At 71.5% G+C, this 25,155-nt stretch carries 25 protein-coding genes; 15 read left to right on the forward strand and 10 right to left on the reverse strand.

What is annotated here, in order from left to right; genetic code table 11:
* Positions 1–5: 5 nt before the first annotated feature.
* Positions 6–365 carry a DUF6204 family protein gene (locus tag ACZ60E_RS10360; RefSeq protein ID WP_384804247.1) on the reverse strand — a complete coding sequence of 120 codons (360 nt, stop codon included), beginning with the start codon at positions 363–365 and terminating at the stop codon, positions 6–8.
* Positions 366–458: 93 nt separating this feature from the next.
* Positions 459–905 carry an SRPBCC family protein gene (locus ACZ60E_RS10365; RefSeq protein ID WP_469439361.1) on the reverse strand — a complete coding sequence of 149 codons (447 nt, stop codon included), beginning with the start codon at positions 903–905 and terminating at the stop codon, positions 459–461.
* 297 nt (positions 906–1,202) lie between these two features.
* Between ACZ60E_RS10365 and ACZ60E_RS10370 the strand changes: the two genes are divergently transcribed.
* From ACZ60E_RS10370 to ACZ60E_RS10380, 3 genes are all read left to right on the forward strand, one after another.
* Positions 1,203–3,644 (forward strand): RICIN domain-containing protein, encoded by a 2,442-nt coding sequence (locus ACZ60E_RS10370; protein WP_469439362.1) that lies wholly within the window; start codon positions 1,203–1,205, stop codon positions 3,642–3,644.
* A gap of 151 nt (positions 3,645–3,795) precedes the next feature.
* Positions 3,796–4,416 carry a hypothetical protein gene (locus tag ACZ60E_RS10375; RefSeq protein WP_469439364.1) on the forward strand — a complete coding sequence of 207 codons (621 nt, stop codon included), beginning with the start codon at positions 3,796–3,798 and terminating at the stop codon, positions 4,414–4,416.
* A gap of 543 nt (positions 4,417–4,959) precedes the next feature.
* A complete protein-coding gene (locus ACZ60E_RS10380) occupies positions 4,960–5,718 on the forward strand; it encodes a hypothetical protein (protein ID WP_469439666.1) in 759 nt (252 codons plus the stop codon).
* A 58-nt stretch (positions 5,719–5,776) separates the two neighbouring features.
* Here ACZ60E_RS10380 and ACZ60E_RS10385 read toward each other — a convergent pair whose 3' ends face one another.
* The gene (locus tag ACZ60E_RS10385) at positions 5,777–6,256 is read right to left on the reverse strand and encodes a MarR family winged helix-turn-helix transcriptional regulator (RefSeq protein WP_469439366.1); all 480 of its coding nucleotides are present in this window, start codon (positions 6,254–6,256) and stop codon (positions 5,777–5,779) included.
* A 130-nt stretch (positions 6,257–6,386) separates the two neighbouring features.
* Here ACZ60E_RS10385 and ACZ60E_RS10390 point away from each other — a divergent pair, with 130 nt between their 5' ends.
* From ACZ60E_RS10390 to ACZ60E_RS10410, 5 genes are all read left to right on the forward strand, one after another.
* Positions 6,387–6,947 (forward strand): quercetin 2,3-dioxygenase, encoded by a 561-nt coding sequence (locus ACZ60E_RS10390; RefSeq protein WP_384804257.1) that lies wholly within the window; start codon positions 6,387–6,389, stop codon positions 6,945–6,947.
* A complete protein-coding gene (locus ACZ60E_RS10395; RefSeq protein ID WP_469439368.1) occupies positions 6,944–7,099 on the forward strand; it encodes a DUF1427 family protein in 156 nt (51 codons plus the stop codon). Before ACZ60E_RS10390 ends, ACZ60E_RS10395 begins: the two co-directional genes overlap by 4 nt.
* A complete protein-coding gene (locus ACZ60E_RS10400) occupies positions 7,096–7,473 on the forward strand; it encodes a XapX domain-containing protein (protein WP_469439370.1) in 378 nt (125 codons plus the stop codon). The genes ACZ60E_RS10395 and ACZ60E_RS10400 overlap by 4 nt, the downstream gene beginning before the upstream one ends.
* Positions 7,460–8,458 (forward strand): amidohydrolase family protein, encoded by a 999-nt coding sequence (locus ACZ60E_RS10405; protein WP_469439372.1) that lies wholly within the window; start codon positions 7,460–7,462, stop codon positions 8,456–8,458. The genes ACZ60E_RS10400 and ACZ60E_RS10405 overlap by 14 nt, the downstream gene beginning before the upstream one ends.
* A gap of 95 nt (positions 8,459–8,553) precedes the next feature.
* Complete coding sequence (locus ACZ60E_RS10410) at positions 8,554–9,456, forward strand: alpha/beta hydrolase fold domain-containing protein (protein WP_469439374.1); 903 nt, start codon at positions 8,554–8,556, stop codon at positions 9,454–9,456.
* Here the strand turns inward: ACZ60E_RS10410 and ACZ60E_RS10415 are convergent.
* Positions 9,445–10,632 carry an FAD-dependent monooxygenase gene (locus tag ACZ60E_RS10415; RefSeq protein ID WP_469439375.1) on the reverse strand — a complete coding sequence of 396 codons (1,188 nt, stop codon included), beginning with the start codon at positions 10,630–10,632 and terminating at the stop codon, positions 9,445–9,447. The two genes, ACZ60E_RS10410 and ACZ60E_RS10415, sit on opposite strands and share 12 nt — an antisense overlap.
* 126 nt (positions 10,633–10,758) lie before the next feature.
* On the opposite strand from ACZ60E_RS10415, the gene ACZ60E_RS10420 reads away from it, so the two are divergent.
* Positions 10,759–11,502, forward strand: a complete 744-nt coding sequence (locus ACZ60E_RS10420) for a class I SAM-dependent DNA methyltransferase (protein WP_469439377.1) — start codon at positions 10,759–10,761, stop codon at positions 11,500–11,502.
* 68 nt (positions 11,503–11,570) lie between these two features.
* On the opposite strand, the gene ACZ60E_RS10425 is transcribed toward ACZ60E_RS10420, so the two are convergent.
* Genes ACZ60E_RS10425 through ACZ60E_RS10435 form a run of 3 tightly spaced genes read right to left on the reverse strand, consistent with a single transcriptional unit; the run spans position 11,571 to position 15,200 of the window.
* Positions 11,571–12,365 (reverse strand): DeoR/GlpR family DNA-binding transcription regulator, encoded by a 795-nt coding sequence (locus ACZ60E_RS10425; protein WP_469439379.1) that lies wholly within the window; start codon positions 12,363–12,365, stop codon positions 11,571–11,573.
* A 52-nt stretch (positions 12,366–12,417) separates the two neighbouring features.
* Complete coding sequence (locus tag ACZ60E_RS10430; protein WP_107017198.1) at positions 12,418–13,776, reverse strand: GntT/GntP/DsdX family permease; 1,359 nt, start codon at positions 13,774–13,776, stop codon at positions 12,418–12,420.
* Complete coding sequence (locus ACZ60E_RS10435; RefSeq protein WP_469439380.1) at positions 13,776–15,200, reverse strand: homoserine dehydrogenase; 1,425 nt, start codon at positions 15,198–15,200, stop codon at positions 13,776–13,778. Before ACZ60E_RS10435 ends, ACZ60E_RS10430 begins: the two co-directional genes overlap by 1 nt.
* 155 nt (positions 15,201–15,355) lie before the next feature.
* Between ACZ60E_RS10435 and otnK the strand changes: the two genes are divergently transcribed.
* Together otnK and ACZ60E_RS10445 are read left to right on the forward strand one after the other, a co-directional pair.
* Entirely contained in the window at positions 15,356–16,660 is a 1,305-nt protein-coding gene (gene otnK / locus ACZ60E_RS10440) for a 3-oxo-tetronate kinase (RefSeq protein WP_469439382.1), read from the forward strand.
* The gene (locus tag ACZ60E_RS10445; protein ID WP_384804277.1) at positions 16,657–17,328 is read left to right on the forward strand and encodes a class II aldolase/adducin family protein; all 672 of its coding nucleotides are present in this window, start codon (positions 16,657–16,659) and stop codon (positions 17,326–17,328) included. The genes otnK and ACZ60E_RS10445 overlap by 4 nt, the downstream gene beginning before the upstream one ends.
* A 54-nt stretch (positions 17,329–17,382) precedes the next feature.
* Here ACZ60E_RS10445 and ACZ60E_RS10450 read toward each other — a convergent pair whose 3' ends face one another.
* A complete protein-coding gene (locus tag ACZ60E_RS10450) occupies positions 17,383–18,138 on the reverse strand; it encodes a dienelactone hydrolase family protein (protein WP_469439385.1) in 756 nt (251 codons plus the stop codon).
* Between the two features lie 138 nt (positions 18,139–18,276).
* On the opposite strand from ACZ60E_RS10450, the gene ACZ60E_RS10455 reads away from it, so the two are divergent.
* On the forward strand, positions 18,277–18,867 hold the full coding sequence (locus ACZ60E_RS10455) for a TetR family transcriptional regulator (protein WP_469439386.1): 591 nt from the start codon (positions 18,277–18,279) through the stop codon (positions 18,865–18,867).
* Positions 18,868–19,003: 136 nt separating this feature from the next.
* Positions 19,004–19,669: a lytic polysaccharide monooxygenase auxiliary activity family 9 protein gene (locus ACZ60E_RS10460; RefSeq protein WP_384804283.1), complete on the forward strand. Its 666-nt coding sequence runs from the start codon at positions 19,004–19,006 to the stop codon at positions 19,667–19,669.
* A gap of 19 nt (positions 19,670–19,688) precedes the next feature.
* Here the strand turns inward: ACZ60E_RS10460 and ACZ60E_RS10465 are convergent, their stop codons facing one another.
* Both ACZ60E_RS10465 and ACZ60E_RS10470 read right to left on the reverse strand, forming a co-directional pair.
* Complete coding sequence (locus ACZ60E_RS10465; protein WP_453790932.1) at positions 19,689–20,771, reverse strand: sensor histidine kinase; 1,083 nt, start codon at positions 20,769–20,771, stop codon at positions 19,689–19,691.
* A gap of 116 nt (positions 20,772–20,887) precedes the next feature.
* Entirely contained in the window at positions 20,888–21,553 is a 666-nt protein-coding gene (locus ACZ60E_RS10470; protein ID WP_384804287.1) for a response regulator, read from the reverse strand.
* A 176-nt stretch (positions 21,554–21,729) separates the two neighbouring features.
* Between ACZ60E_RS10470 and ACZ60E_RS10475 the strand changes: the two genes are divergently transcribed.
* The gene (locus ACZ60E_RS10475; protein ID WP_469439390.1) at positions 21,730–22,974 is read left to right on the forward strand and encodes a DUF418 domain-containing protein; all 1,245 of its coding nucleotides are present in this window, start codon (positions 21,730–21,732) and stop codon (positions 22,972–22,974) included.
* Between the two features lie 135 nt (positions 22,975–23,109).
* A complete protein-coding gene (locus tag ACZ60E_RS10480; protein ID WP_469439392.1) occupies positions 23,110–25,143 on the forward strand; it encodes a hypothetical protein in 2,034 nt (677 codons plus the stop codon).
* Positions 25,144–25,155 lie beyond the last annotated feature (12 nt).

Raw genomic sequence — 25,155 nt, forward strand, 5'->3', positions numbered from 1 at the left:
TGCGCTCAGGTGTACTTCCGGGCCGCCTCGCGCCGCTGCCGCTTGCCCAGCGGGGCCTGTGAGAGGTCCTCGGCGGTGGACCGCAGGTTCTTGAAGCCGTATCCGCGCGCCGTCAGCCAGGCCTCGGCCGCCGTCTCGGCCCGTTCGGTCGCGTCGAGGATGTCCTCCTCCTCTTCGCCCGTGTCCACGAAGCGGAAGGTGAAGGCGGACCGTGCGGTGATGTCGTAGCTCAGATGCCCTTCCGGGGTGAAGGCCGCGCGCAGCACGTCGTGCTCGGCGGCGTCGGCCAGCAGGGCGGCCCGCTGATCGGCGCCGAGCCCGTCGAAGACGCCTCGAACGGTGATACGGAAGGTGCGAGTGCTCATCGGGCGACCTTAACGAGCCGGGTGGGCGGCGCTCCACCGCATTTATGAGCGCGTGCCCACGAGGCCCGGGGTCTCAGCACGAGGCCCGGGGTCTCAGGAGGACTCCACGGCCGCCTTGATGCGCTGTCCGAAAGCAGGGGCGTCCTTGCGCGCCGCGCCGCCCGCGAGAGGCAGCAGCAGCTTGCCGATGCCGTGGCCCTCCAGCACGTTGAGGATACGGACGCGGGTTCCGCCGCTCGGCGTCGATTCCAGGTCGTAGCCGCCGTCGGCCGCGGTGACCAGGTTCCGGGACCGCTCGCTCCAGCGGATCCTGCTCGGGGAGACGAGTTCGGTGATCTCGAACTCCCGGCCCGTCGTCATCCCGGCGTCCTTCACGGTGCTGCGGAAGAACGTGCCGACCGCCGTCGGACCTTCCGGCTGCTTCTCGATCTTCTGCACTCGGGGGCTGAACTTCGGATCGTTGGTGCCGTCGGCGAGGAAGGCGAAGACCTCGTCGATCGGGCGGTCGATGTCGACAGTGGCCTCGAACTGGGTACCCATGGGCTCTCCCGGGGATGGCGGTGGCCGGCGGCAGATTCAGGACGCTGCCGAGGCCGCGGGTCCACACGTCAGAACAGGCGAATCAACCATACGCCGCCGCGCCCGGCCCTGCAGGCACAACAGGACAGGCATGTCCTTGTCATTTCTCTGGACAGCCGCCGTACGCCGTGCTGTGATGCCGCAAGCCTACTTTCCAACGTTGTACAGCCTCTGTTCCGCCGCTCACGGCCGACACCCGACCGTCCTCCACGGCAGCCGTCGGCGGCCACTTCCTCTCCCCCAACAGGAAGCAGTGACATGCCGATCGACAGACGCCATCTGCTGCGCACCGGCACCCTCGCGCTCGGTGCGGCCACACCCCTCATGAACACCGGACCCGTCGCAGCCGCCGCACCCCGGGCGACCGCGGCCTCGGCCGCCGCCTCCGCCGAGGTGGCCGCCGAGGTGGACGCCGAGGTGGCCGCCGACACCTTCCGCCGGCTCAAGCCCGGCAGCATCGTCCCGCGCGGCTGGCTGGCCGGCCAGCTGCGGCTCCAGCTGGACGGACTCTGCGGCCGTCTCACCGAGAAGTCCCACTTCCTGGACTTCGCCACGAGCGGCTGGGTCCACCCCGAGAACAGCGCCTGGGAGGAACTGCCGTACTGGCTGCGCGGTTACGTACCGCTGGCCGTCGCCACCCGTGACACCGCCGCGCTGGACCGGGCGCGGCGCTGGATCGACGCCATTCTCACCACCCAGCAGAGCGACGGCTTCTTCGGGCCGCGCGCCCTGCGGACCGCGCTCAACGGCGGCCCCGACTTCTGGCCCTTCCTCCCGCTCCTGCAAGCACTGCGCAGCTTCGAGGAGTTCACCGGCGACACCCGTGTCGTCCCCTTCCTCAGCCGGTTCCTGCGGTACATGAACACGCAGGGCAAGGGCGCCTTCGACACCAGCTGGGTGTCGCAGCGGTGGGGCGACTGCATGGACATCGCCCTGTGGCTGTACCGGCGGACGCCCGAGCCCTTCCTCCTCGACCTGGTCGACAAGATGCACACGTGGGGTGCCGACTGGACCGGTGCGCTGCCGAACGCCCACAACGTCAACATCGCGCAGGGCTTCCGCGAACCGGCCCAGTACGCACAGCGCTCCGGCTCGGCGGAGCACACCCGCGCCAGCTATCGCACGTACACGGAACTCCTCGCGGCGCACGGCCAGTTCGCCGGTGGGGGCTTCGCGGGTGACGAGAACATCCGGCCCGGTTTCGGGGATCCGCGGCAGGGCTTCGAGACCTGCGGTGTCGTCGAGTTCATGGCCAGCCACGAACTGCTCACGCGCGTCACCGGCGATCCCCTCTGGGCCGACCGGTGCGAGGAACTGGCCTTCAACCTGCTGCCCGCGTCCCTGGACCCGGACGGCAAGGGCGTGCACTACGTGACCAGCGCCAACAGCGTCGACCTGGACAACTCCCGCAAGACGCAGGGCCAGTTCCAGAACGGCTTCGCCATGCAGTCCTTCCAGCCCGGCATCGACCAGTACCGCTGCTGCCCGCACAACTACGGCATGGGATGGCCCTACTTCGCCGAGGAGCTCTGGCTCGGCACACCGGACGGCGGCCTCGCCGCGGCCATGTACGCGGCCTGCCAGGTCACGACGGAGGTGGCCGGGGGCACCTCCGTCACCGTCACCGAGACCACCGACTACCCGTTCGGCGAGACGGTCGACTTCGTCGTCTCCACACCGCGTTCCGTCCGCTTCCCGCTGCTGCTGCGGATACCCGGCTGGTGCGCGGCGCCCCGGCTCCAGGTCAACGGGCAGAGCGTGCCGGCACAGAGCGGGCCGGCCTTCGTACGGGTGGACCGCACCTGGGCCGACGGCGACCGGGTCTCCCTGCGGCTGCCGCAGAGCACGACCGTGCACACCTGGCCCGGAAACCGGAACTCGGTGAGCGTGAGCCACGGTCCGCTCACCTACGCCCTGCGCATCGGCGAACGGTACGTCCGCTACGGCGGCGACACGACCTTCCCCGAGTACGAGGTCCATGCCACGACCCCCTGGAACTACGGACTGGTGCCCGGCGGGGGCCTGGTGGTGAAACGCGCTTCGGGGCCGGTCGCCGCCAACCCGTTCACACAGTCGGCCACTCCCGTCTCGATCACCGCCGACGCACGCCGTGTCCCCGAGTGGATCGCCGACGACGAGCATGTGGTGGCTCCGCTGCAGCAGAGCCCGGCCCGGTCCGCGGGTGCGGTGGAACAGGTCACGCTGATCCCCATGGGCGCGGCCCGGCTCCGCATCGCGTCCTTCCCGACCGCCTCCCCCGACGGCACACCCTGGCAGCCCGAGCCCCCGTACCGGCGGATCCGTAACAAGCACAGCGGGAAGGTGCTCGCCGTGGACGGCATGTCCACCGGGAACAGTGCCCACGTGGTGCAGTTCGACAACTCGGGCACCGGGGACCATGCCTGGCAGGTCGTGGGCCGGGGCGACGGGTGGTCCCTGATCCGCAACGGCCACAGCGGGAAGGTCCTGGGCGTCGACCTCATGTCGACGCAGAACAGCGCGCACGTCGTCCAGTTCGAGGACAACGGCACCGACGACCACCTGTGGCAGTTCGTCGACGCGGGCAGCGGCTGGTTCCTGATCCGCAACAAGCACAGCGGGAAGGTTCTGGGCGTGGACGGCATGTCCACCCAGAACAGCGCCCATGTCGTCCAATTCGAGGACAACGGCACCGACGACCACCTGTGGCAGTTCGCCTGAGCGGCGCCCCGCCGATACCGAGCGGTTCAAAAGAGAACCGCTCGGCTCCGCGCGCCGTCTTGATGGTCGAGGCGGTCCTGCGACGAGAGATGACTCGTGGGGCCGCTGAGGCACATGTGCGTTCACAGGAAAGGCTGTTGAAGTGGTGTTAGTGGATCAGAGGACGAGACGGATCGGCTCCATCGCGGGAGCGACGCTGGCGGTGGTCGTGGCTCTCGGCGGATGTTCGAGCGACTCGGACTCCGACTCGAAGAAGAAGTCGACCGCGAGCGCCTCGCCCGCGGCCGACGAGAAGAAGCCGGACTCGGACGCCTCGGCATCGTCACCGGCCTCGGCCGCCGACCAGTCCACCCCCGAGGGAGCTGTCGCCGCGTGGGTCACCGCGGTCATCAAGCAGCAGCCCAAGGAGGCCTGCCTGGTGATGGCGGAACCGGCCAAGGGCTCGACGCCCGCCAAGGTCGGCAGTGAGGAGACCTGCGGCGACGACGCACCCGACCGGAAGCAGATCGACGCGACCGTCGAGCAGCTCGGTGAGTCGTTCACACCCGAGCCGCCCCCCGCGGACCCGAAGGTGGAGGTCGCCAAGGCCGAGGCCACTGGCGACACCGTCGAGTACCCCGCCGACAAGATCACCGTCGACGGACAGACCCTCGAAAAGATCGTCCTGTCCCACTCCACCGGAGTGACGGCGGACCAGCTGGACATCAAGGTTCAGTCCGGCAGGATCGAAGACTCCTGGTACGTGACGAATCTCGACCTCGACATCGGCTAGGACCCGCCGGGCCTGCCTCGTGCCCGCCTCATGCCCGTGCCTCTCGTGGCAGGCGTGAGGCGGGTACGCGGTAGGCGTGAGGCGCGCATGTCCGACGGATGGACGGCCCTGCGACCGCGGGCGCGCCGTCGAGCCGTGCGGCGGATTCCGTGCGGGCCGGTCCACGACTACGCGATGGCCGATGCGGGAAGGTCGCTTCTGGACAACTGCCCTTCGGAGAAGGAGCACAGGATGCACAACCGCCCCGAAGACATCCCGGCGCAACCCGAACCGCAGGCGTCGCCTCCACCCGGCTCCACGGCTGCGACCGACTCCAGTACGGTGCCCGGCTCCACCGCTCCGTCCGGCTCCCCTGCCACGCCGGCGGATCAGCTCGCACCAGCAGCGGCACCAGCACCCGCGGCCCAGGCACAGACGGAGACGCAGACACAACCGCCGGCCCAGACACCGGAGCAGGCACAGGCACAGGCAGCTCAGACGCAGGCGCAACACCCGCCGTTCTCGCCACCGTCTCCACCGTCGCCACCCAGACCCGAGCCCGTGATGGTGCCGTACCAGAGCACCCAGCCGGCGAACAGCTACGGCTACGGGCCGCCTCCCTCCTTTCCCCCGGCCCAGCCGTATCCGTACGGGCCACCGCCCGGGTCTCCCCCGCCGCCCGGCGGCAGGGGCACCGCGGGGCGTGGGGTGCTGTGGGCGGCGGTGGGTGCGGTCGTCGCCTCGGCTCTGTGGGCCGGTGGGCTCTTCCTTCTCGGCCCGCTCGACGGCGACCCGGATCTGGCGGGATACCGGGCCAGGGCCAATCTCTGTTCCTCGGTCGACTACGACTCGCTCAGAACCGAGTACACCGAGGAGGACAACGCGCCCACGCACAACGCGCTGAAGCACAAGGCCATCGACCAGAGCTACTGCAGCATCTCCCTGAAGAAATCCTCGACCTCCTCGTACTCGGACGCCTACCTCTCCGTACAGATGGATCTCCACAAGAAGACCGATCCTTCCGCCGAGTTCACCGCTCTGTGGTCCGAGTACGGCCAGCGGTACGACGACTACGAGGTGGCGAAGGTGTCCGGCTTCGGTGACGAGGCCTATCTGGTGACCGAGGACACCACGACCAGCTCGGGGGTCGGCGGCAGCCGGGCGGTGATTCTCGCGGTGCGCGACGGCTGGATGACGTACCAGATGAGCTGGAACGTCTACACGACCTCCTACGAGACGACCACACCGCCCGAGATAGGCGAGGTCTCGCGGTGGGTGAAGTCCGACACCCGGTCGACCCTGGAGAACCTGCGGTCCGGCTGACGGCACGGCGTGCGGCCGTCCACGCACTGGACCACAGCTCGCGGGGCCCGGTGACCGACTACTGAGCCGCGCCTCCCGGATCCGGTACGCCCGCGGACGGGATCCGCAGCGTGGGCGGGTCCCCCCGAGGCGCCTCCAGCGCGGCGCGCAGGGAGTCGACGGGGCCGCGGCCGATGCGCAGCGCGAGTTCCCCTTCGAGCGCCGCCAGGACGGAGACGGCTTCGAGGTGCGCCGCCGCGCCCTCGGCTGTCCGGCGGATCAGCCGTCGGCGGGCGGACGACGGATCAGGGACCTGTTCGAGAAGCCCCATGCCGATGAGGCTGTGCACGGCCTGATGCGCGGTCTGGCGGGTGACCCCCATGCGCCGGGCCAGCTCGGAGACCGTGGTGCCCTTCTCGTCCAGCGCGGCGAACAGGTGCGCCTGTGTCGGAGAGATGGGCGCCATCCCCGCCTGCTCCAACGTCGCCACCAGCGCCTCGTCGAACCAGCGGCGGGCGTCGAGGAGCAACTGCGGGAGGGGGGTGCCGTCGGACTTCATGGGTTCCTCAAGAAAGACGCACAGGGGATCCGAGCTTAGGTCGGGGCATTGTCACGCGACCAATCCCTATGTCAGGCTACCTGACATAGGGATTTCGCCGTGTCCTCCGCGAGCCACCCCGGGAGAGAACATGACCGCTGAATTCGCCACCCGCCACCGTTCCGTCTCGCACATCCCCTCGGATCCGGGCAAGCCGTACTTCATCGAGAAGGGCATGGGGGACCGTGCCCATCTGTTCGGCGACCTGTTCACCGTCTACGCGGGCGGTGAGCAGACAGAGAACACGTTCAACTTCTTCACCGCCGAGGGCCCCGAGGGCGACCTCATCCCGGCCCACTCGCACCCGGACACCTACGAGGTCTTCTACATCGCCGACGGCGCGGTGCGCCTGTTCGTCGAGGACACCGCCGGCGAGCAGTACGAGAAGCTGCTGACCTCCGGCGACTTCGGCTTCGTACCGAAGAACTGTCCGCACGCCTACCGCATCGAGCGGCACCACAGCCGCATCGTGGGAGTGGCGGCCGGTCCCGGTGGCACCTTCGAGCGGTTCTTCGAGAACCTCGGCACTCCCACGGACGAACTCGGCCTGCCGCAGCGGCCGTTCGTGCCCGAGCCGCACAAGTTCGGCTCGGTTCCCCAGCAGTACGACGTACGCTTCCTGCCCGATCACCAGTGGCGTACGCAGGGATGAGCGGCCTGCCCTACCTCAAGGCGCTCGCGGCCGGGCTGGCCGTCGGCGCTCTCTACGCGATGCTGCGGGTCAGGTCCCCCGCGCCACCGCCGGTCGCGCTGTTCGGTCTGCTGGGCATGCTCCTCGGCCAGGCCCTCCTGGCGGCGCTGTGAACACCCCGAAGGCCGTCCCGGGGACCCCACCGGATGCCACCCCGGAGACCGCTCCGGAGACCGCTCCGGAGACCGCTCCGAGGGTGTCTCCGGGGGCTGCTCCGAGAGTCGGCCGCGCCGGGGCCTTCACCCGACACGCCGCCCTCGCCTTCCTCGCGGGAACGCTGATGGGCGGCGTCTACTGGGCACTGTCCGTGCCCTCCCCCGCGCCTCCGCTGCTCGGTCTGACCGGGCTCGCGGGCATCGTCGCGGGTGAGCGGATCGTCACCGCGGTCCGCAACCGGCCCTCCCGCCGCCGTCCGGTGCCCTCCGCCGCCGAGAGCCCCGCCGCCTCGACCCCCACCCCCCAGGAGCCCCCTCATGACAGCCCCTGACGCTCCGCGACTCATCGACGTGCACGCCCACTTCGTCACCGAGTCCTACATCCGGCAGGCCAGGGCCGCCGGGCACGAACGGCCCGACGGCATGCCCGGCTGGCCCGCCTGGTCACCCTCCGCCCACCTGGAGCTGATGGACCGCTGCGGTATCGGCACGGCGATGCTGTCGCTCTCCTCCCCCGGCGTGCACTTCGGTGACGACGCCGCGGCCGGCCGCCTGGCTCGCGAGGTGAACGAGGAGAGCGCCCAGGTGGTACGCGAACACCCGGGCCGCTTCGGCCTGTTCGCCTCGCTGCCCCTGCCCGACGTCGACGGCGCCCTCGCCGAGATCGCGTACGCCTTCGACACCCTCGGAGCCGACGGGGTGGTCCTGGAGACCAACACCCACGGTGTCTACCTCGGTGACGCGGGACTGGAGCCGGTCTTCGCGGAGCTGGCCCGGCGCGACGCCGTGGTCTTCCTCCACCCCACCTCCCCCGTGTGCTGGGAACAGTCATCGCTCGGACGGCCGCGCCCCATGGTGGAGTTCATCTTCGACACCGCTCGGGCCGTCACGGACCTGCTGTTCGCGGGCACCCTCGAACGCCACCCCGCCCTGAAGGTCGTCGTCCCGCACTGCGGCGGAGCCCTGCCCGTGCTCGCCGACCGCGTCAACGGCTTCATGAAGCTGTTCATGCCCGACGACCAGGGCGCCCCCGACGCCCTCGCGCAGCTGCGCCGCCTGCACTACGACCTCGCCGGGACCCCGTTCCCCCGCCAGGTCCCCGCGCTCCTGAGCCTGGTCGACCCCGACCGGCTGCTGTACGGAAGCGACTACTGCTGGACTCCACCGGCCGCCGCCGAAGCCCATGCCGCATCGGTCGACGCGGCTCCGGTCCCGGCCTCGGTTTCGGCTTCGGCTTCGGCTTCGGGCGAAGGCGTCACCTGGCGGTCCCTGACCACGGCCAACGCACAGCGTCTGCTGCCCCGCCTCGCCCGCTGAAGCCCTTCTCACCGAAGTCCCTTGCGTCGAAGCCCCGTTCGCCGAGGCCTCGCTCATCGAAACGCCGCTCCCCGCTCCGGATCCCGAAGGAACCCATGTCTCTGCCACCCGGCCTCGCCGCGCTTCTCGCCCCGCCGGACCCGGCCCTGCTGCCCCTGCCGCCCGCCGCCCTGCCCGCTCCGGGCGTACGGCTGCTGCGCGGCATCCCCTACCTGGTGCCCGAGGGGCGGCGTCCCCTGGAACTGGACCTGTGGCTCCCCGAGAAGCCGGCAGGGCCGCTCCCCGTCATCGTCTTCGTCCACGGCGGCGCCTGGCGCACCGGGCTGCGCGGTGATCCGGGCCCGGCGTTCCGCTCCTGGCGGCCCGGCCCCTTCGCCCGCCTCGCCCGGGCCGGATTCGCCGTCGCCTGCCCCGGCTACCGGCTCAGCGGTGAGGCCGTGCATCCGGCCCAGGTCGACGACCTGGCCGCCGCGCTGGCCTGGCTGCACGGACGGTCCGGTGAACTCGGCCTCGACACCGCCCGAACCGTCCTCTGGGGCGAGTCGGCGGGCGGACACCTCGCCGCCCTGCTCGCGCTCACCTCCCGGCGCCGCACCCCCTCGGTCCCGCCCGTGACCGGCTGTGTCACCTGGTACGCCCCCACCGATCTCCTCGCCCTCGCCAAGGACCCGGCGGACGGGCACACCTTCGAGGCGATGCTCGTCGGAGGTGCCCCGGCCGACATGCCCGACCGCACCCGCGACGCCAGTCCCGTCCACCACGTCACCGCCGACGCCCCGCCCTTCCTCGTCCTGCACGGGACCGAGGACCACATCGTCCCCAGCGACCAGGGCGTACGGCTGGCCGCCGCGTTGCGGGAGGCCGGGGTGCCCGCCGACCTGCGGCTGATCGACGGGGCCGATCACCTCTGGTACGGCCTGCCCGAAGCCGAGGTCGAGCGGTGTTTCGCCCTGTCGCTGGCCTTCAGCCGGGAGCACACCACTCCGTCACCCCTCTGACCGGGAGGAACGGGAGGTGTCAGTCCACCCGGCCGACTGCGGCATGAACCTGTTTCCGGCCGCGTGGGCCGCCATCCGGGCGTTGCGGGCCCGGGCCTCGGGGCCGTCCGGCAGATGGAACTCGTCGCCCGCCCGCGCGGCCCCGGCCTGCACGCTCGTGGCGGTCGCCAGCCGTCGGCGTACGTACCGGTCGAGGGCGTCGGGCACCTCGGTCGGCGTCGCGTCCCTGAGTACGTCGCCGAGCACGGCCGCGTCCACGACGGCCTGGGCCGCGCCCTGGGCCAGGAACGGCACCATCGCATGGGCGCTGTCGCCCAGCAGGGTCACGCGTCCGACGTTCCACCGCTCCAGCGGGGCCCTTGTGTAGATGCCGTAGCGGAGCATCTGCCCGGCGCGTTCCAGGACGCCGAGCACCCGGGAGTCCCATCCCCCGAACTCGCCCAGCTGCTCGCCGGGTTCGGCCCGTGCGGTCCACGACTCCTGCGTCCGGTCCGCCTCGTCCGCCGTGTACACGGCCACCACGTTGAGCAGTTCCCCGCGACGTACCCAGTAGTGGACGAAGTGGCGGCTCGGTCCCATCCAGACGGCGAGCTCCGGCAGGTCCAGATCGGCCACCTCGGCGGCCGGGAGCAGTGCCCGGTAGGCGGCGGTCCGCGAGAAGAGTGCCTTGTCCGCGCCGAAGAGCCACTGGCGGGCCGCGGACCGTATCCCGTCGGCCGCCACGACCAGGTCGGTGCTCAGGCGTTCGCCGCTCGCCGTGGTGACATGGGCGGCCCTGTCGTCCTGGTCGATCCCGACGACCGCGGTGTCCAGGCGCACCGACGCGGACGGCACCCCGGCGGCCAGTGCCTCGTGCAGATCGGCGCGGTGGAGGAGGAGGTAGGGCGCCCCGAACTCGTCCTCGACCTCGTGTCCCAGTCGGTAGCGGCAGACGTCGGTCCCGTCGGACCAGGTGCGGAAGCACACCTCGGAGGGGCGGTACGCCCGCGCGGCGACGTCGTCCAGCAGGCCCAGCCGCCGCAGTACGTGTGTGGCGTTGGGCGCGAGCTGGATTCCGGCGCCGATCTCGGTGAACCGCGGTGTCTGCTCGACCAGCGTCACCTCATGACCGGCCCGGCGCAGGCTCAGCGTCGCCGCCAGTCCGCCGATACCCGCTCCCACGACGATCGCCTTCACGCCAGACCCCCGCCTCGGTCCACTCGTACACGATGTTCGAAGTGACCCCATTCAAGCGTCAGTTGACGGCCCGTCATAGAGAAAATTCGTTGGACAACGCATCGGCCGGCGGCGACCGTTGACGGAATGCAGCAGGCAAAGATCTGGGACGCCGCCACCGCGCGGCGCTACGACACGCCCGGCACCGGCATGTTCGCGCCGGAGACGCTGGGGCCCACCGTGGACCGTCTCGCCCACCTCGCGGGGGACGGGGCCGCTCTTGAGTTCGCCATCGGCACGGGCAGGGTGGCCGTCCCGCTCGCCGGGCGAGGTGTCCCCGTCACCGGCATCGAGCTGTCACCGCCGATGGTGGAGCAACTGCGCGCCAAGGCCGACGAGGTGACGATCCCCGTGGTCATCGGGGACATGGCGACGACTGTGGTGCCGGGCGAGTACAGCCTGGTCTATCTCGTGTTCAACACGATCTCGAACCTCCTCAGCCAGGCGGAGCAGGTCGAGTGCTTCCGCAACGCCGCCCGCCATCTCACGCCGGGTGGGCGGTTCGTGATCGAGCTGTGGGTGCCAGAACTGCGCAAGCTGCCGCCGGGGCAGGCGGCCACCGTCTGGCAGTCGGACTCCGACTACATCGGCCTGGACACGTACGACGTCCTGCGTCAGCACGTCGTCTCGCACCACTTCCGGTTCGACGAGAGCGAGCAGGCACAGCTGTTCCGCAGCCCGCACCGGTACATCTGGCCGGCGGAACTAGACCTCATGGCCCAACTGGCCGGTCTGGAACTGGAGTCCAGGCACGCGGACTGGGACGGCACCGAGTTCACCGCCGACTCGCGCTCCCACGTCTCCGTCTACCGGGTCCCGCCGTCCCGGTAGCCGTCCACGCCCGTCGGCCCGGCCCGTCGGCCCGCGCGAGCGTGTCGTCCCCGCCGGGCCGGTCACCGCTACGGCTTGACCAGATGCAGTTCGGTTCCGGAGGCTCGTACGCCCTCGGCCGCCGCGTCGGCCAGCGCGCTGTCGGTGATGATCGTGTCGAACGCGCTGAGGGCGGCGACCCGGTACTTGCCGAAGGTGCCGAACTTCGAGGAGCCCGCGACGAGCACGGAGGTGCCCGTGCACTCCATGGCCGTCTGCTTGACCTCCACCTTGAGGTCGGAGGGAGTGGTCACCCCGCGCAGGAGGTCCCATGAACTGGTGCTGATGAAAGCCATGTCGAGGGCGAGTTGCCGCAGGACGGTCGCGGCGAGACGGCCGACGCTGGAGCGGTTGGCGGACTCCACCTTCCCGCCGACGTGGATGAGGTCGAGGTGGGGAGCGGCGGCCATCAGCTGGTCCACGGTGGTGAAGTCGTTGGTGACGACGGTCAGTGCGGTGTGGTCCACGAGGAAGGGGACCATGGCCGACAGGGTCGTACCCGCGTCGAGGTAGACGGTCATGCCGTCCTCGACCAGGTGCGCGGCCCTGGCGGCCATGGCCTGCTTCTCGGGCTGCTCGATGAGCGTCTTGGCCTGATGGCTGGGTTCGCTCTGCAGGTGACTGGCGATCCGGGCGCCGCCCGGCACGGAGAAGACCTGCCCCTGGCGCTCCAGTTCGGCGATGTCACGGCGGACGGTCATGTGCGAGACACCGAGGAGCTGGGTGATCTGCTGGACGCTGAGCACTCCGTCGCGGCGCAGGTGCTTCAGCAACTGCTCACGCCGCTGGTCGGGAATCAGCGGGAGGGAGCGGTCCTCGGCCATCGTCGATGGTCCTTCCTGTTGTCCACCAAGACTGGTCTCACCGGCTCGCGCGTCAGCTGCCGACGAACGTGCTCAGGAGCAATACTCCACCCAGGCTGAGCAGTGACTGCAGGGACAGCATCAGTGTCCAGGTCCGGAAGGTCTGGGACACCGAGAGCTGGAAGTACTCCTTGAAGAGCCAGAAGCCCGAGTCGTTCACATGGGACAGCATCACGGCGCCGGAAGCGCTGGCCAGCACCATCAGTTCGGGAGAGAGCCCCGGGTACGCGCCGAGCAGCGGCGCGACGATACCGGTGGCCGCGGCGGTCGCGACCGTCGCCGAGCCCAGGCAGATCCGCAGCAGCGCGGCGACGAGCCAGGCGAGCAGCAGCGGGGGTATCGACCAGTCCACGGCGTAGTCCGAGATGAGCTTGTCGATGCCGGTGGCGGTCAGCATGGCCTTGAGGCCGCCGCCCGCGCCGAGGATCAGGACGATGCCCCCGACCGGGCCGAGGCCCTTGCCCGCCATCTTCTGGAGCTGTCCGAGGCCGAAGCCGGAGCGGACGCCCAGGGCGAAGAAGGCGAACACGACGGCTGCCAGCAGGGACAGCACGGAGGAGTCGCAGGCCTCGAAGAACGCGTACGGCAGGGTGCCCTCGGCCGTGTGGGACGTACCGACCGTGCCGATCAGCATGAGGACCGGGGGCAGGAGGACCGTGATCAGCGCCAGGGTGAAGGACGCGGGCCGGCGCTGGTTCTCGGGCAGCGGCTCGGGCTCGGGTACGGGGCCCTTGTCGAGGTCGGGGGCGGGTCCGAACCAGCGGCTGGCGACCTTGGTGAGCAGCGGCCCGCTGATGACGGCGATCGGGATGCCGATGATCAGGCCGTACATGATGGTCAGGCCGGTGTTGGCGCCGTAGGCGGAGACGGCGAGGGTCGGTGAGGGGTGCGGGGGCAGCAGGCCGTGCGAGATGTAGAGGCCGGCGGCCATCGGCAGTCCGACGTACAGCAGGTGGGTGCCGGTGCGCTTGGCGACCGCGTACACGAGGGGTACGAGCATCACGAAGCTGACGTCGAACAGGTGCGGCATGCCGATGAGGAGGGCCGCCGCGGTGATCGCGGTGGGGATCCACTTGACCGGCCGCGCTCCGATGAACACGGTCGCGATGCGGTCGGCGCCGCCGGAGCCCAGCAGGATGCCGCCGAGGATGGTGCCGAGGCCGATGGTGGGGCCGGTGCTCTTGAGCGCGTCGCCGAAGCCGGTCTGGAAGAACTCGACGGTCTTGCCCGGGCCGATCCCGGCGGCGAGTCCCAGGCCCAGCGCGGAGATGCTCAGCGCCAGGAAGGGGTGCAGCTTGGCCTTGGTGATCAGCACGATCAGGACGGCGACGGCCGCCACGCCGAGGAGCAGATGCTGGATGTCCGTGTCCATCAGCCGACCCTCCCGGCCGCGGAGTCGCTGTGGTCGGCGGTGCCGGTGGCGCGGGAGGCGCGGCCCAGGGTCCAGGCCTCCAGCAGGTTCTCGTCGGCGTCGGCGAGGTCGGCGAGCCGGATGAGGTCACCGGCGGCGACCGGGCGGGCGAGCGTGCTGTGGGCGGCGACGTAGAGCGGGGCGACGTCGGCGGGGGTGTCCTCGTCGCGCAGCAGGACGGCCTGGACGTCGGTCACGTCGTGGTGATGGCCACCCATGTCCAGGACGGTCCCGGCGGGCAGGTCCTGCTGGGCGCGGCCGGCGAGCGCGGCGTGGGCGCGCGGGTCGGTGCCTCCGGAGGGGCGGTGGTGCAGGACCGCGGAGAGCAGGGAGACCGGGGTCTCGACGCCCATGAGGTGGTACGGCAGATAGATCGCGGCGTAGCGGCCGTCGCGGCTGACGACATGCCCCTTGCCCCGCAGGGTCTCCCAGGTGACCTGGTCGCCGGTGCGGACCACGACGAACACACCGCCGGCGAAGGACGCCTCGTCCGGCAGCCGCAGCGCGCTGAACACGTCGACGGCTCCGGCGCGGTGGAGCAGTCCGCCGTCCTCGCGCAGGGCGTAGACGTCGGCGAGTTCCGCGATGCGGGCGACCGGGTAGTGCAGGCGCTCGACGTCGGGGCGGAAGCCGGTGTTCGTGGCGACGACGGCCATTTCGCAGTAGTCGGCGGTGGCGCCGACCGGCAGCGCGGACACGGCCGCCGCGCGGGCTGCGAGGGTGGCTCGTACGTCGTCGCCGAGGGCGAGGAGCGCGGCGAGTTCCGGTGCGGGGACGGTGGTGTCGAGTTGGGTGACCGTGCCCCGGCCGGGGTCGAGGACGAGGTCGTACTCGCTGGACTTGCCGATGGCCACGATGTCGAGGCCGAGCAGTTCGGCCCAGGTCACGAGGCCGATGAGGTTGGCGGGCTGGTCGCCGTCCGCGGTCGTGTAGACGACGCCGTTGTCCTTCGCGAGGTCGGCGAGGTGGAGGCCCGCGACGGAGTCGACCTCCTTGCTGACCATGGCGACGTGCCGGCCGTCGGTGAGCGCCTCGCGTGCCATCGCGTAGCCGTCGGCGGGGCTGCCGGTGGCTTCGACGAGGATGTCCCAGGGCGCGGCGGACAGCAGTGAGCCGCCCTGGACGAGGGCGATGTGTCCGGCCTGCGCGGCGGCGGCCACCTCGTCCGCCGTGGTGCAGACGTCGAGGTCCGAGGCGCTGTATCCGAGCTCCAGGAGCATCGCGTGCAGCCGGGGTACGTCGCGGTCGCACAGGACGGCGGGGGCCAGCCCGGGGATGCGGGGCGTCTGCGCCAGCAGGGTCCGGGCGAAGCCGCCGCCGGCTCCGGACAGTGCGTAGCGCACGGTCCGGTTGCCGGTGTCGGCGAACAGATGGTGCAAGTTCATGGACCCTCCTGGATGACGAGCGCGATGCGCTGCTCGTTAACAAGATGTATCAGCAGATCCCATCCACGTAAAGTCTGTTAACATTTTTTCACAAGCCCTGGTCACGACCCCGGTCACGGTCAGGGGAATCCGCCCACGCATCCCACGGAGGCCTGATGCCGACCCTCGGGGCCATCGCCGACGACTTCACCGGAGCGACGGATCTCGCCACGATGCTGGTCGCCCGCGGCTACCGCACCGTGGTGGCCGTCGGCTCCGACAGCATCGCCGACGAACCCGGGCGCACCGCGGTGGACGACGCGGACGCGGTCGTCATTGCGCTCAAATCGCGTACAGCGCCGGTCACCGAGGCCGTGGACTCCTCGCTCGCCGCGCTGCGCGCCCTGCGGGCGGCCGGCTGCCGGCGCTTCTACTTCAAGTACTGCTCGACCTTCGACTCGACGGCGGAGGGCAACATCGGCCCCGTGGCCGACGCACTGCTGGACGCGATCGGGGAACGGCGCGCCGTCGTCGTACCGTCGTTCCCGGCCACCGGCCGCACCGTCTACCGCGGCAGGCTCTTCGTCCACGACGAGCTGCTCGACGAGAGCCCGATGCGCCACCATCCGCTCACCCCGATGCGCGACTCTCACGTGGGGCGGCTGCTGACACCGCAGACCACGCATCCGGTACGGCTCGTGGGCCTGGACACCGTACGGGCCGGGGCCGCGGCTCTCGCGTCGGCGCTGGACGATCCCGCTCTCGCCGACGCGCTCGTCGTGGTGGACGCCACCGAGGACGAGGATCTGCGGACCATCTCGGCGGCCACCGCGCACCACCCGCTCGTCACCGGCGCCGCGGGACTCGCGCTCGGCCTGACCGGTCCGCGGCCGGGGGCCGCACGCGTGGCAGCCGCGTCGCGTCCCGGCGATCCGGCCGTCGTGCTCTCCGGCAGCGCGTCCTCGGCCACCCGCGCCCAGGTGGCGCACGGCCGCGCGCACCTGCCGCACCGCAAGCTCGACCTCGCCGCGCTGCGAGACGGCTTCGAGGCCACGGTCGACGGGCTGGTCGCGTTCGCCCGCGCGTGCTGGGAGCACGACCTGCGGCGGCCACCCCTCCTCTACGCCGTCGGCGACCTGAGCGACCTGGACGACTCCCCCGCCGCGTCGGAGCTGGTGGAGAGGGCGCTGGCCGCCTGCGCCACGCGTCTGGTCGCGGCCGGCGCACGACGGCTGCTCGTCGCGGGCGGGGAGACGTCCGGCTCGGTGATCACCGCGCTCGGCGTGCGCACGCTCACCATCGGGTCCCCCATCGCCCCGGGCGTCACCTGGGCCCGCGCCCAGGTCACCGCCCGGAACGGCGACGACGGACCCGGCGGCGACGGACACACCGAGGACGGCCACCTCGTCGACGTGGCCCTCAAGTCGGGCAACTTCGGTGCCCCGGACATCTTCACCGAGGCTTGGAGCACGCTCGTATGAACGCCCCGCTGAACGTCCCGCGACGGAACGACCCGCGGACCGAACTCGCGGCTGCGGGCGCCCACCTCGCCGCGCTCGGCCTCAGCCCCGGCTCCTCGGGCAACCTGAGCGTCCGCGAGGACTCCCGGATCTATCTGACTCCCACCGGTACGGATCTGTCCCGCGTCGATCCCGAGGCACTCAGCGTTCTCGATCTGTCGGGAGCACACCTCGACGGGCCGAAGCCGTCCAAGGAGTTCCCGCTGCACACCGCGTTCTACCGCCGCGACGCGTCCGCCCGGGCCGTCGTCCATCTGCACTCGCGCCACGCGGCGGCCGTGTCGTGCCTGCCCGCCTGGCACGAGCGCAGCGCCATACCCCCGCTGACGCCGTACTTCGTCATGCGCGTCGGCCAGACCCCCCTGCTCCCCTATGCCGCGCCCGGCGACAGCGGACAGGCCGATCTGATGGAGTCCCTGCCGTTCCCTTTCCGGGCGGCCCTGCTGCAGAACCACGGCCCGGTCGTCGCGGGCCCCTCGATGTCCCTGGCGGTGGAGTCGGCGGTGGAGCTGGAAGAGGTCTCCGCGCTCCTCCTCGCACTCGGCGAACGCGCCCCACGGCTTCTCTCGGCCGAGGAGATCGCACCGCTGACGCAGAAGTACGGCTCGCCGTGGACCGTGGCCGACTGACCTCGCCGGCCCGTCGCACCGCGCTCACACCCTGAGCGGACCTCCCGGCCGACGTCAGAGGCGGCGCGCCAGGAGGTCGAGGAGTGCCGTCCAGTGCCGGTCGGACGCCTCGGCGCTGTACATGGCCGTATCGGCCTGGGTGAATCCGTGCTGGGCGCCGGCGTACACCTCGGTGCGGTTGCGCACCCCGGCCTCGGTGAGCGCCTTCTCCAGGCGCTCGATCTGCTCGGCCGGGTTGGTGGAGTCCTGGTCGGCGTGGCCGAAGTACACCTCGGCCGTGATGCGGTCGGCCACGAGGTGCGGGCTGTCCGGCGCTTCGGTGGCGAGGTGGGCGCCATGGAAACCGGCCGCGGCGGCGACCCGGTCCGGGTACGTGCCTGCCGTACGCAGCGCCAGACCCGCCCCCATGCAGTAGCCGGTGAGGCCCGCGGGGCCGTCCGTGGTCAGGGGCGACGCGGCGAGCCAGTCCAGGTAGGCGGCCGCGTCGCGCATGGCTCCCTCGGGGGTGAGTGTCCGGGCGGCGGTACCGATGCTGCGGAAGATCTCCGGCCGGTCGGCGGGGTTGATGAACTCGGGCAGCGGCACGACCGGCGCCGGGCCGAAGCGGTAGAAGACGTTGGGGACCAGCACGGTGTATCCGGCCCCGGCCAGCCGGTCCGCCATGGTTTCGAGGTGCGGCCGCAGACCGAAGGCGTCCATGTACAGCAGGACGGGCGGGTGCGGTGCGCCGTCGTCGGGGTGGGCCAGATAGGCGTCGGCCGTTCCGTCCGGAGTCGGGACGTGGACGGCGGATCCCAGTGTCGCGGTCATGGGTGACGGGGCTCATTTCCTGGTGGGGGTACGACCTCGGCGCACCCAGTGCACCGAGGCGCCGCATGTGGAACTGAGTGTCAGATTAGTTACTGAGTCTCCTTCTGGGCAAGCCGTTCTCGCGGATAGGATCCCGACGTGAACACGGGCGGACGCGGCAGGACCAGGGACATCGCACGGGCGGCCGTACGAGCCGAACTGGCGCAGGTGGCCTTCGAGTTGTTCCGGCGAGAGGGCTTCGACCAGGTCACCCTGGACGACCTCGCGCGAGCGGCCGACGTCTCGCGCAGCACCTTGCTGCGTTATTTCGGCACCAAGGAGGACGCGGTTCTCGCGGCCTACGACGGCCTGGACCTGAAGGTCGCCGCGACCCTCCGGGAGCGGCCCGCCGACGAGGACGACTGGTCGGCGCTGCGGCACGCGCTTGACGTCCTCCTGGAGCGCCACCGCCGTGATCCGGTCGGCGCGCTGGCCACGGCCCGGCTGGTCGCCGACCATCCCGGTCTGCGCGCCCGCCAGTTGGAGAAGCAGCACCGCTGGCGACCCGCGCTCGCCCGGGCCCTGGCAGACCGCGCCGGCACCTCCGGCCCTCCGACGCTCACCCAGTCGGTCCGGGCCGCGGCCGCACTCGACTGCCTCAACGTCGCCCAGGACCACTGGATCGGCTCGGACGGACACCTGAACCTCGTCGAACTCCTCGACGAGACTTTCGCCGCGCTGGCGACGTAGCCCGTCGGCCCCGGGTGTGAATCTGGCGCAATCGAGTGTTGCCATTCCGTTTCGCCGCACCGAGCCTGGGTGACGCGGGAGCGCTCCCACGCATCCAGTGCACACCCGAAGAGCACCTACGTGAAAGGAGCACATCTTGACTTGTCATGCACGCGTCATCCCTTCTCGCGCGACCCTCACCCTGAGCCTGCTCGCCGCCGTGCTGCTCTGTCTGATCCCCTGGAGCGCACCGGCACACGCCCACGGCTCGGTGGTCGACCCGGCGTCCCGCAACTACGGCTGCTGGCTCCGCTGGGGAAGCGACTTCCAGAACCCCGCCATGGCACAGGAGGACCCCATGTGCTGGCAGGCGTGGCAGGACAACCCGAACGCCATGTGGAACTGGAACGGCCTCTACCGCAACGGCTCCGCCGGTGACTTCGAGGCGGTCGTCCCCGACGGGCAGCTGTGCAGCGCCGGCCACACCGAGAGCGGCCGTTACAACTCCCTCGACGCCGTGGGCGCCTGGAAGACGACGGACCTCGGCGCCAACTTCACCGTGAAGCTGTACGACCAGGCCAACCACGGCGCCGACTACATACTCGTCTATGTCACCCGCCAGGGCTTCGACCCCGCGACCCAACCCCTGACCTGGGACGATCTGCAACTGGTCGTCCGGACGGGCAAGTACGCCCCCGGCCAGAACTACGCCATCGACGTGAGCACTTCGGGCCTCAGTGGCCGCCACGTCGTCTACACGATCTGGCAGGCGTCGCACATGGACCAGACGTTCTTCATGTGCAGCGATGTGAACTTCCGCTGAGAGGACGACCGTCGCACCCTCACCGCGTCTGCTGGAGCGGCAGGCACAGATGGAGTTCGTACCCGCCGTCGGCGGCGGGGCCCGCGATGACGGTCCCGCCCAGCAGCTCGGCTCTCTGGCGCAGGCCGGCCAGGCCGTGGTGGGCGCCGGGCAGCAGCAGGGCGGGCCGGGTGGGCGCGGTGTTGGTGACGGCGGCCCGTACCGTTCCCTCGACGAGCCGAATACGGATCGTGGCCCTGGCGCCGGGGGCGTGCTTGCGGACATTGGTGAGGGCCTCCTGCACGGTGCGGTAGACGGCGCGCTGAATGGTCGCGGGCAGGGCGTCCGGCAGGTCGGTGTGCAGCTCGGTCTCGATGCCGCTGGTGTCGACGAGCCGCTGCAGATCGGCCAGGGACGGCTGCGGGGTCAGTTCCGTGGGGCGGCTGCCCGCGGCGCGCAGCACGCTCACCATGTGCCGCAGTTCCTCCAGGGTCTGCACGCTCAGCCGTCTGATGGTGGCCGCGGCCTCCTGCGCCATCGGCTCCTGGCTGCCCACCTGCAGCGCTCCCGCGCGGACCGCGATGAGGCTGACCTGGTGGGAGACCACGTCGTGCATCTCCCGGGCCAGTTGCGCGCGTTCCTTGGCCAGCACGCTCTGGGCCAGCAGTTCGCGTCCGTGCTCTCGCGCCCGGGAGATCTCGGCCAGCCTCAGCGACAGTTCGCGGCGGGCCTGTACGAGTTGGCCGAGGAAGACCGGCGCCGCCGCGGTGGCCAGGCTGTAGGTGACGGTGATCAGGTCGGACGGGTCGGAGAAGTCGGCGAACGTCGGCGAGGGCCACATCCACCAGGTGATGTCGCAGGCGGCGAACAGCAGTGCGCAGACCGCCAGGAGCACCCGGCTCCGGCTCAGCGAGGCGAGGGCGTACAGCGCGGCCAGGGTGGCGAACACCGCGTCGCTGACCAGGGTCGCGGGAAGGGCGCACAGGAAGGCCACCAGCGGAAGGTGGCGGCGCAGGGAGAGCGCGGCGGCGGCCAGTACCGCGACGGCTCTGCGCTGCGGGTCGTCGGCCTCGACGTGCACCCAGATGTCCAGCAGGGAGATGCCGATGAGCAGCACGTCCATCAGGGGGGCCGGAATGCGCCGGGCCGCGACCCACTGCCGTGGGCGCGCGGCACACTTCGCCCGGTCCTCCGGGTGCGCGGCGGAGTGCGTCCGACCGCCGTCGTGCGCGCGGGACCTCACCCTTCCCCCTGGGCGCTCGGCGGTTTGAGCAGCCCCGCGCGTTCGGCCAGCAGGGCGGCCTGGACGCGGCTGCCCACCCGCAGCTTGGACAGCAGGGCACTCACGTGGTCCTTGACCGTGCCGGTGCTCAGGTGCAGTTGTGAGGCGATGGCGGCGTTGGGCAGCCCTTCCGCGATGAGGATCAGCACGGCCTTCTCGCGGCCGGTGAGCCGGGTGACGCGGCGCAGGGCGGCCTGCTGGGGACCACTGGCGAGGTAGCCGTTCACGACGGTGCGGGTGATGGAGGAGGACAGCACGACTCCGCCCTGTGCCAGCGTGCGTACCAGCACGGGCAGTTGCACGGGGTCGGTGTCCTTGAGCAGGAACCCGGACGCCCCCGAGCGCAGGGCGGCGGCCACGTACTCGTCCATGTCGAACGTGGTGAGCATCGCCACCACCGGCGGCGCCGGCAGAAGCCGCAGCTGCGCCAGCACACTCAGCCCGTCCACGTCCGGCATCCGGATGTCCAGCAGCACCACATCGGGTGTCAACCGCCCTGCCGCCGCGACCGCTTGACCGCCGACGACGGCGCCGACCACCTCGATGTCGTCGGCCGCGGAAAGGATGTGCTCGAAGCCGGTGCGGATCAACGCTTCGTCGTCGACCACCAGTACGCGTATCACGTGCGCCCCTATCGACGTGGACCGCTTGAGGGTTTCGTACCACGCGGGAGAGCTCCCGGGGGTTCCCTCGGCGACGTTTCCGGCTGGGCGACGGCGGGCGTCCAGCCGGTCGACTGGACGATGGCGGCCACTTGCCGGATGGGCCAGGACCGGTGCGCCGCGTCAGCCTGAAACCCATGACACACACCCCGTCTTCAGCCCCCGCACCGGCCCTTCCCTCGCCGGTCCCGCGGCCGAGCCGGCCGGCCGGCGTCCCCCTCACGCCATCAGCCGGCCGGCTCATCGGTCTGGACATCGCCCGCGGCCTGGCGGTCTTCGGCATGTACGCCGCCCATGTGGGCCCCGAGCCGGCCGTGGGCGGGCCGGTGGGTTTCCTCGCCGAGCTGGCCCGCGGCCGGTCGTCCGCCCTGTTCGCGCTGCTCGCCGGGTTCTCCCTCGTCCTCATCACCGGCCGCCCGCAGCCGCACACCGGCCGGGCCGGGCGGCAGGCGGTGGGCCGGATCGTGCTGCGCGCGCTGATCCTGATCGCCGCGGGCTACGCGCTCACCGCCCTGGACACCGACGTCGAGGTCATCCTCTCGTTCTACGGGCTGATCTTCCTGCTCGTCCTGCCGCTGTACCGGCTGCGCGCCCGCACGCTGGCGCTGCTCGCCGCGGCGAGCGCCCTGATCCTGCCCGGGCTGCTGTACGTGATCCAGCAGGCGATCCACGGCGGCGACTGGGCCGACACGGTCATCGCGGCGGATCCGCTGGCGCGTGTCAGCGGCACCGACGGCCTGCTCGAACTTCTGTTCACCGGCTCGTACCCGGCGCTCACCTGGATGTCGTTCATGATCGCGGGCATGGCGGTCGCCCGCCTCGATCTCACCCAGGCCCGGACCCGTACCCGGATCGCCCTGACCGGGGGCGGGCTGGCCGTGCTCGGCTACGGCGGTTCCTGGCTGGCCCTGCACCTCGTGCCGGGCGCCTTCGCCACGATCGCCGCGGCCACGGACGGCGGCGGGGCGTCGTCGGCGTGGTGGTCGGACATCGTCGGCTATCCCAGCGACGACACCCCGGCCGTGTGGCTGCTGGTGGGCGCGCCCCACAGCCAGACCACGTTCTCCGTCCTGGGCAACACCGGTGTCGCCCTGCTCGTGGTGGCGGCCTGTGTCACCGTCGCCGCCCGGATGCCTCGTCTGACCCGGCTGGCCCGGCCGGTCGCCGCCGTCGGCATGATCGCGTTGACCGCCTACGTGGCGCACATCCTCGCCATCGACGTGGTCGGCATGGAAGAGAAGCCTGGCCCCGCCCTGGTCGCGCTGTTCGCCTTCGTCACGGCGGCCATGCTGCTGGCGACCGTCTGGACGCGGTATTTCCGCCGCGGTCCGCTTGAGTACGTGCTGTACCGCACTACCCGCATCACGCGTCACATCAGGTAACAGCCGTCGCAGTCGGCGGGGTTCGGACGGGCCGGGGGCGTGACCGGTTTGCGGCGGCCAAGGTGACGGCATCGAAGATCACTCGTTTGACCGTACTGACAGTTCTTCCTCGTCCCCCGAAAGAGCTAAGCGATCATGTTTGTGCGCTGGCACCACCCCTCGGACGGCGACCTGCGTGTGCTCGATGTGCGGCGCGCGGAAGCCGCGCTCATGGAGCACTACCCGCAGTTGGTCCGGCTGGTCTACGTAACCCTCCCCCGCTCGCCCGGCCGCCACCGGCGGGTCCTCGCCGCCCACGGCCTCGTACAGCGGGCGCTGCCCCACCGCGGGCCCGCCATACCGGGCCGGCGGCGCGCGGGCGACGCCCGGGACGCGGCTCCGGACGAGTACGGGACGCTGCGGACGTCCGTCCTGCGGGCGGCCCTGGCCCAGGACGCGCGGCCCGGTCCGCTCCCCCGGTCGTGGGGGCGGTGGGCGGGACGCCCCGCGCTGCCGGCGGTGTGGGGGCTGCGTGTCTTCCCCCAGGCGGGCGGCGCCGAGGAACTGCTGCTGGACCGCGCCCTCGCGCAGGCCCGCTGGCCGGTACGGGCGGCCGTCGCGCTGCTCGTCCTGGAGAAGCTGTCCGCCGACGAGGCGGCTGCCGTCCTGCGGGACACCGGCGTGGCCGAGCCCGCGGAAGCCCTGCTGGCCGCCCGGCGACTGATCGACGAGAGCAGCCCGCACCCCTCGGGCACCGACGGCGGCACGGGTGCGGCGGACACGGCCACCGGGCCCCGGCCGATGTCGGCGGCCGGCGGCTCCGGGACACCCGTGTCCGCCCTGCTCGCCCCGGAGTTCGACCCCTGTCTGCTGCACGCACGGCCGACCGATCTGCTCCGCCGCAGACACCGGGTGCGCACGGCGGTGACCGGCGCTCTGCTGGCCGCGTGCGTCGGAGCCGTCTCCCTCTCCCTCGCGGGCGACAGCGGTGTCCCCACCGAGAGCGGACGTCAGCGCACGGCGTCGAAGGCGACGGACGTCGCTCTGCTGCGCCACACGCCCGCCGACGTCTGGGCGGACACCTCCCGGGTCGACTTCACGGCCTGGCCCGCCCGCGGCGCACGGACCGGCGACCGGGCGCTGCTGGAGCGCGCCCTGCGGGCCTGGTCGGACCCGTCCTGGCGGGGACTGCGGTCGCAGGAGGCGGGAGCGGCGTCCACCGGTACGGGCCGGGCGCCGCATCTGCTGTTCGCCGACGACGTCGACGGACGCGCGGTCGTCGTCCTGCACGACGACCTGACCACCGTGCGCTACAGCGAACCGCTGGACGGCGACGGCCCGCCCGAGCTGGTGTCCGCCCTCACCGACGGCGCCGGCGTGACGACCGCCGCCGCGGTCGTCGTCTCCCGTACTCCCAAGTCCGTACGGATGCTGCTGGCGCCGTGGATCGCCGAGGCGGGGACCCGCGATCTGCTGGCACCCGACACGCCGGCCCGGGACGTGTCCCGTTCCCGCACCGGCCTCACCGAGCCCCTGCCGGTGCCGTCGACGGACGGCGGTTGCCACACCTGGCCCGTCGTGCAGTTGCGGTCCTCGACCCGCATCGTCGAGAAGCACGCGTTCCTGCTCACCGACCTCGGCGGTGTCTCGCCCGTCCATCTGACCTACATGCCGCCGCCGGAGCCGGGGGAGCGTCCGCGCCCGCCCCGGGAGGCCACCGGCCCGGACGCGCTGCGGGGCTGGGCACGCACCGCCTGCCGGCTGGACGGACTGCGCGGCCAGGGGGTGCGCGCGGTGAACCACTGGGTCTTCGCCCAGCAGGATCTCCCCGAGAGCGCCGGACGGGCCACCTGGGTCTGTGCCCGCGCCGACACCTGGCGCGGCCCCGGTCGCGTGGAGTACCTGTTCCTCGGCCCGGGGACCGGACCCGCCCGCTCCGCAGGTGTCCGCGCGAACACCGCCGAGTGCAGCCGGTTCGGCCAGAACGTGCTGGCCGACGTCGGCTGGCGGGCCCCTTCCGGATCCTCGTACCTGCTGGCCGCCGGGAGCAGGTCCGTCGGCCGCATCGAGGCGTCGGGACCGCTGCGTGCCAAGGCCGACGGACGCTTCCTCGCCGTCCGTGCTCCCCGCAACAGCGACGCGAAGGTCGTCGGACGACTCCCCGAGAGCGACGCGGTCCGGGCTCCCTGACGGAATGGGCCC

This window comes from Streptomyces sp. NPDC102514 (assembly GCF_055584525.1).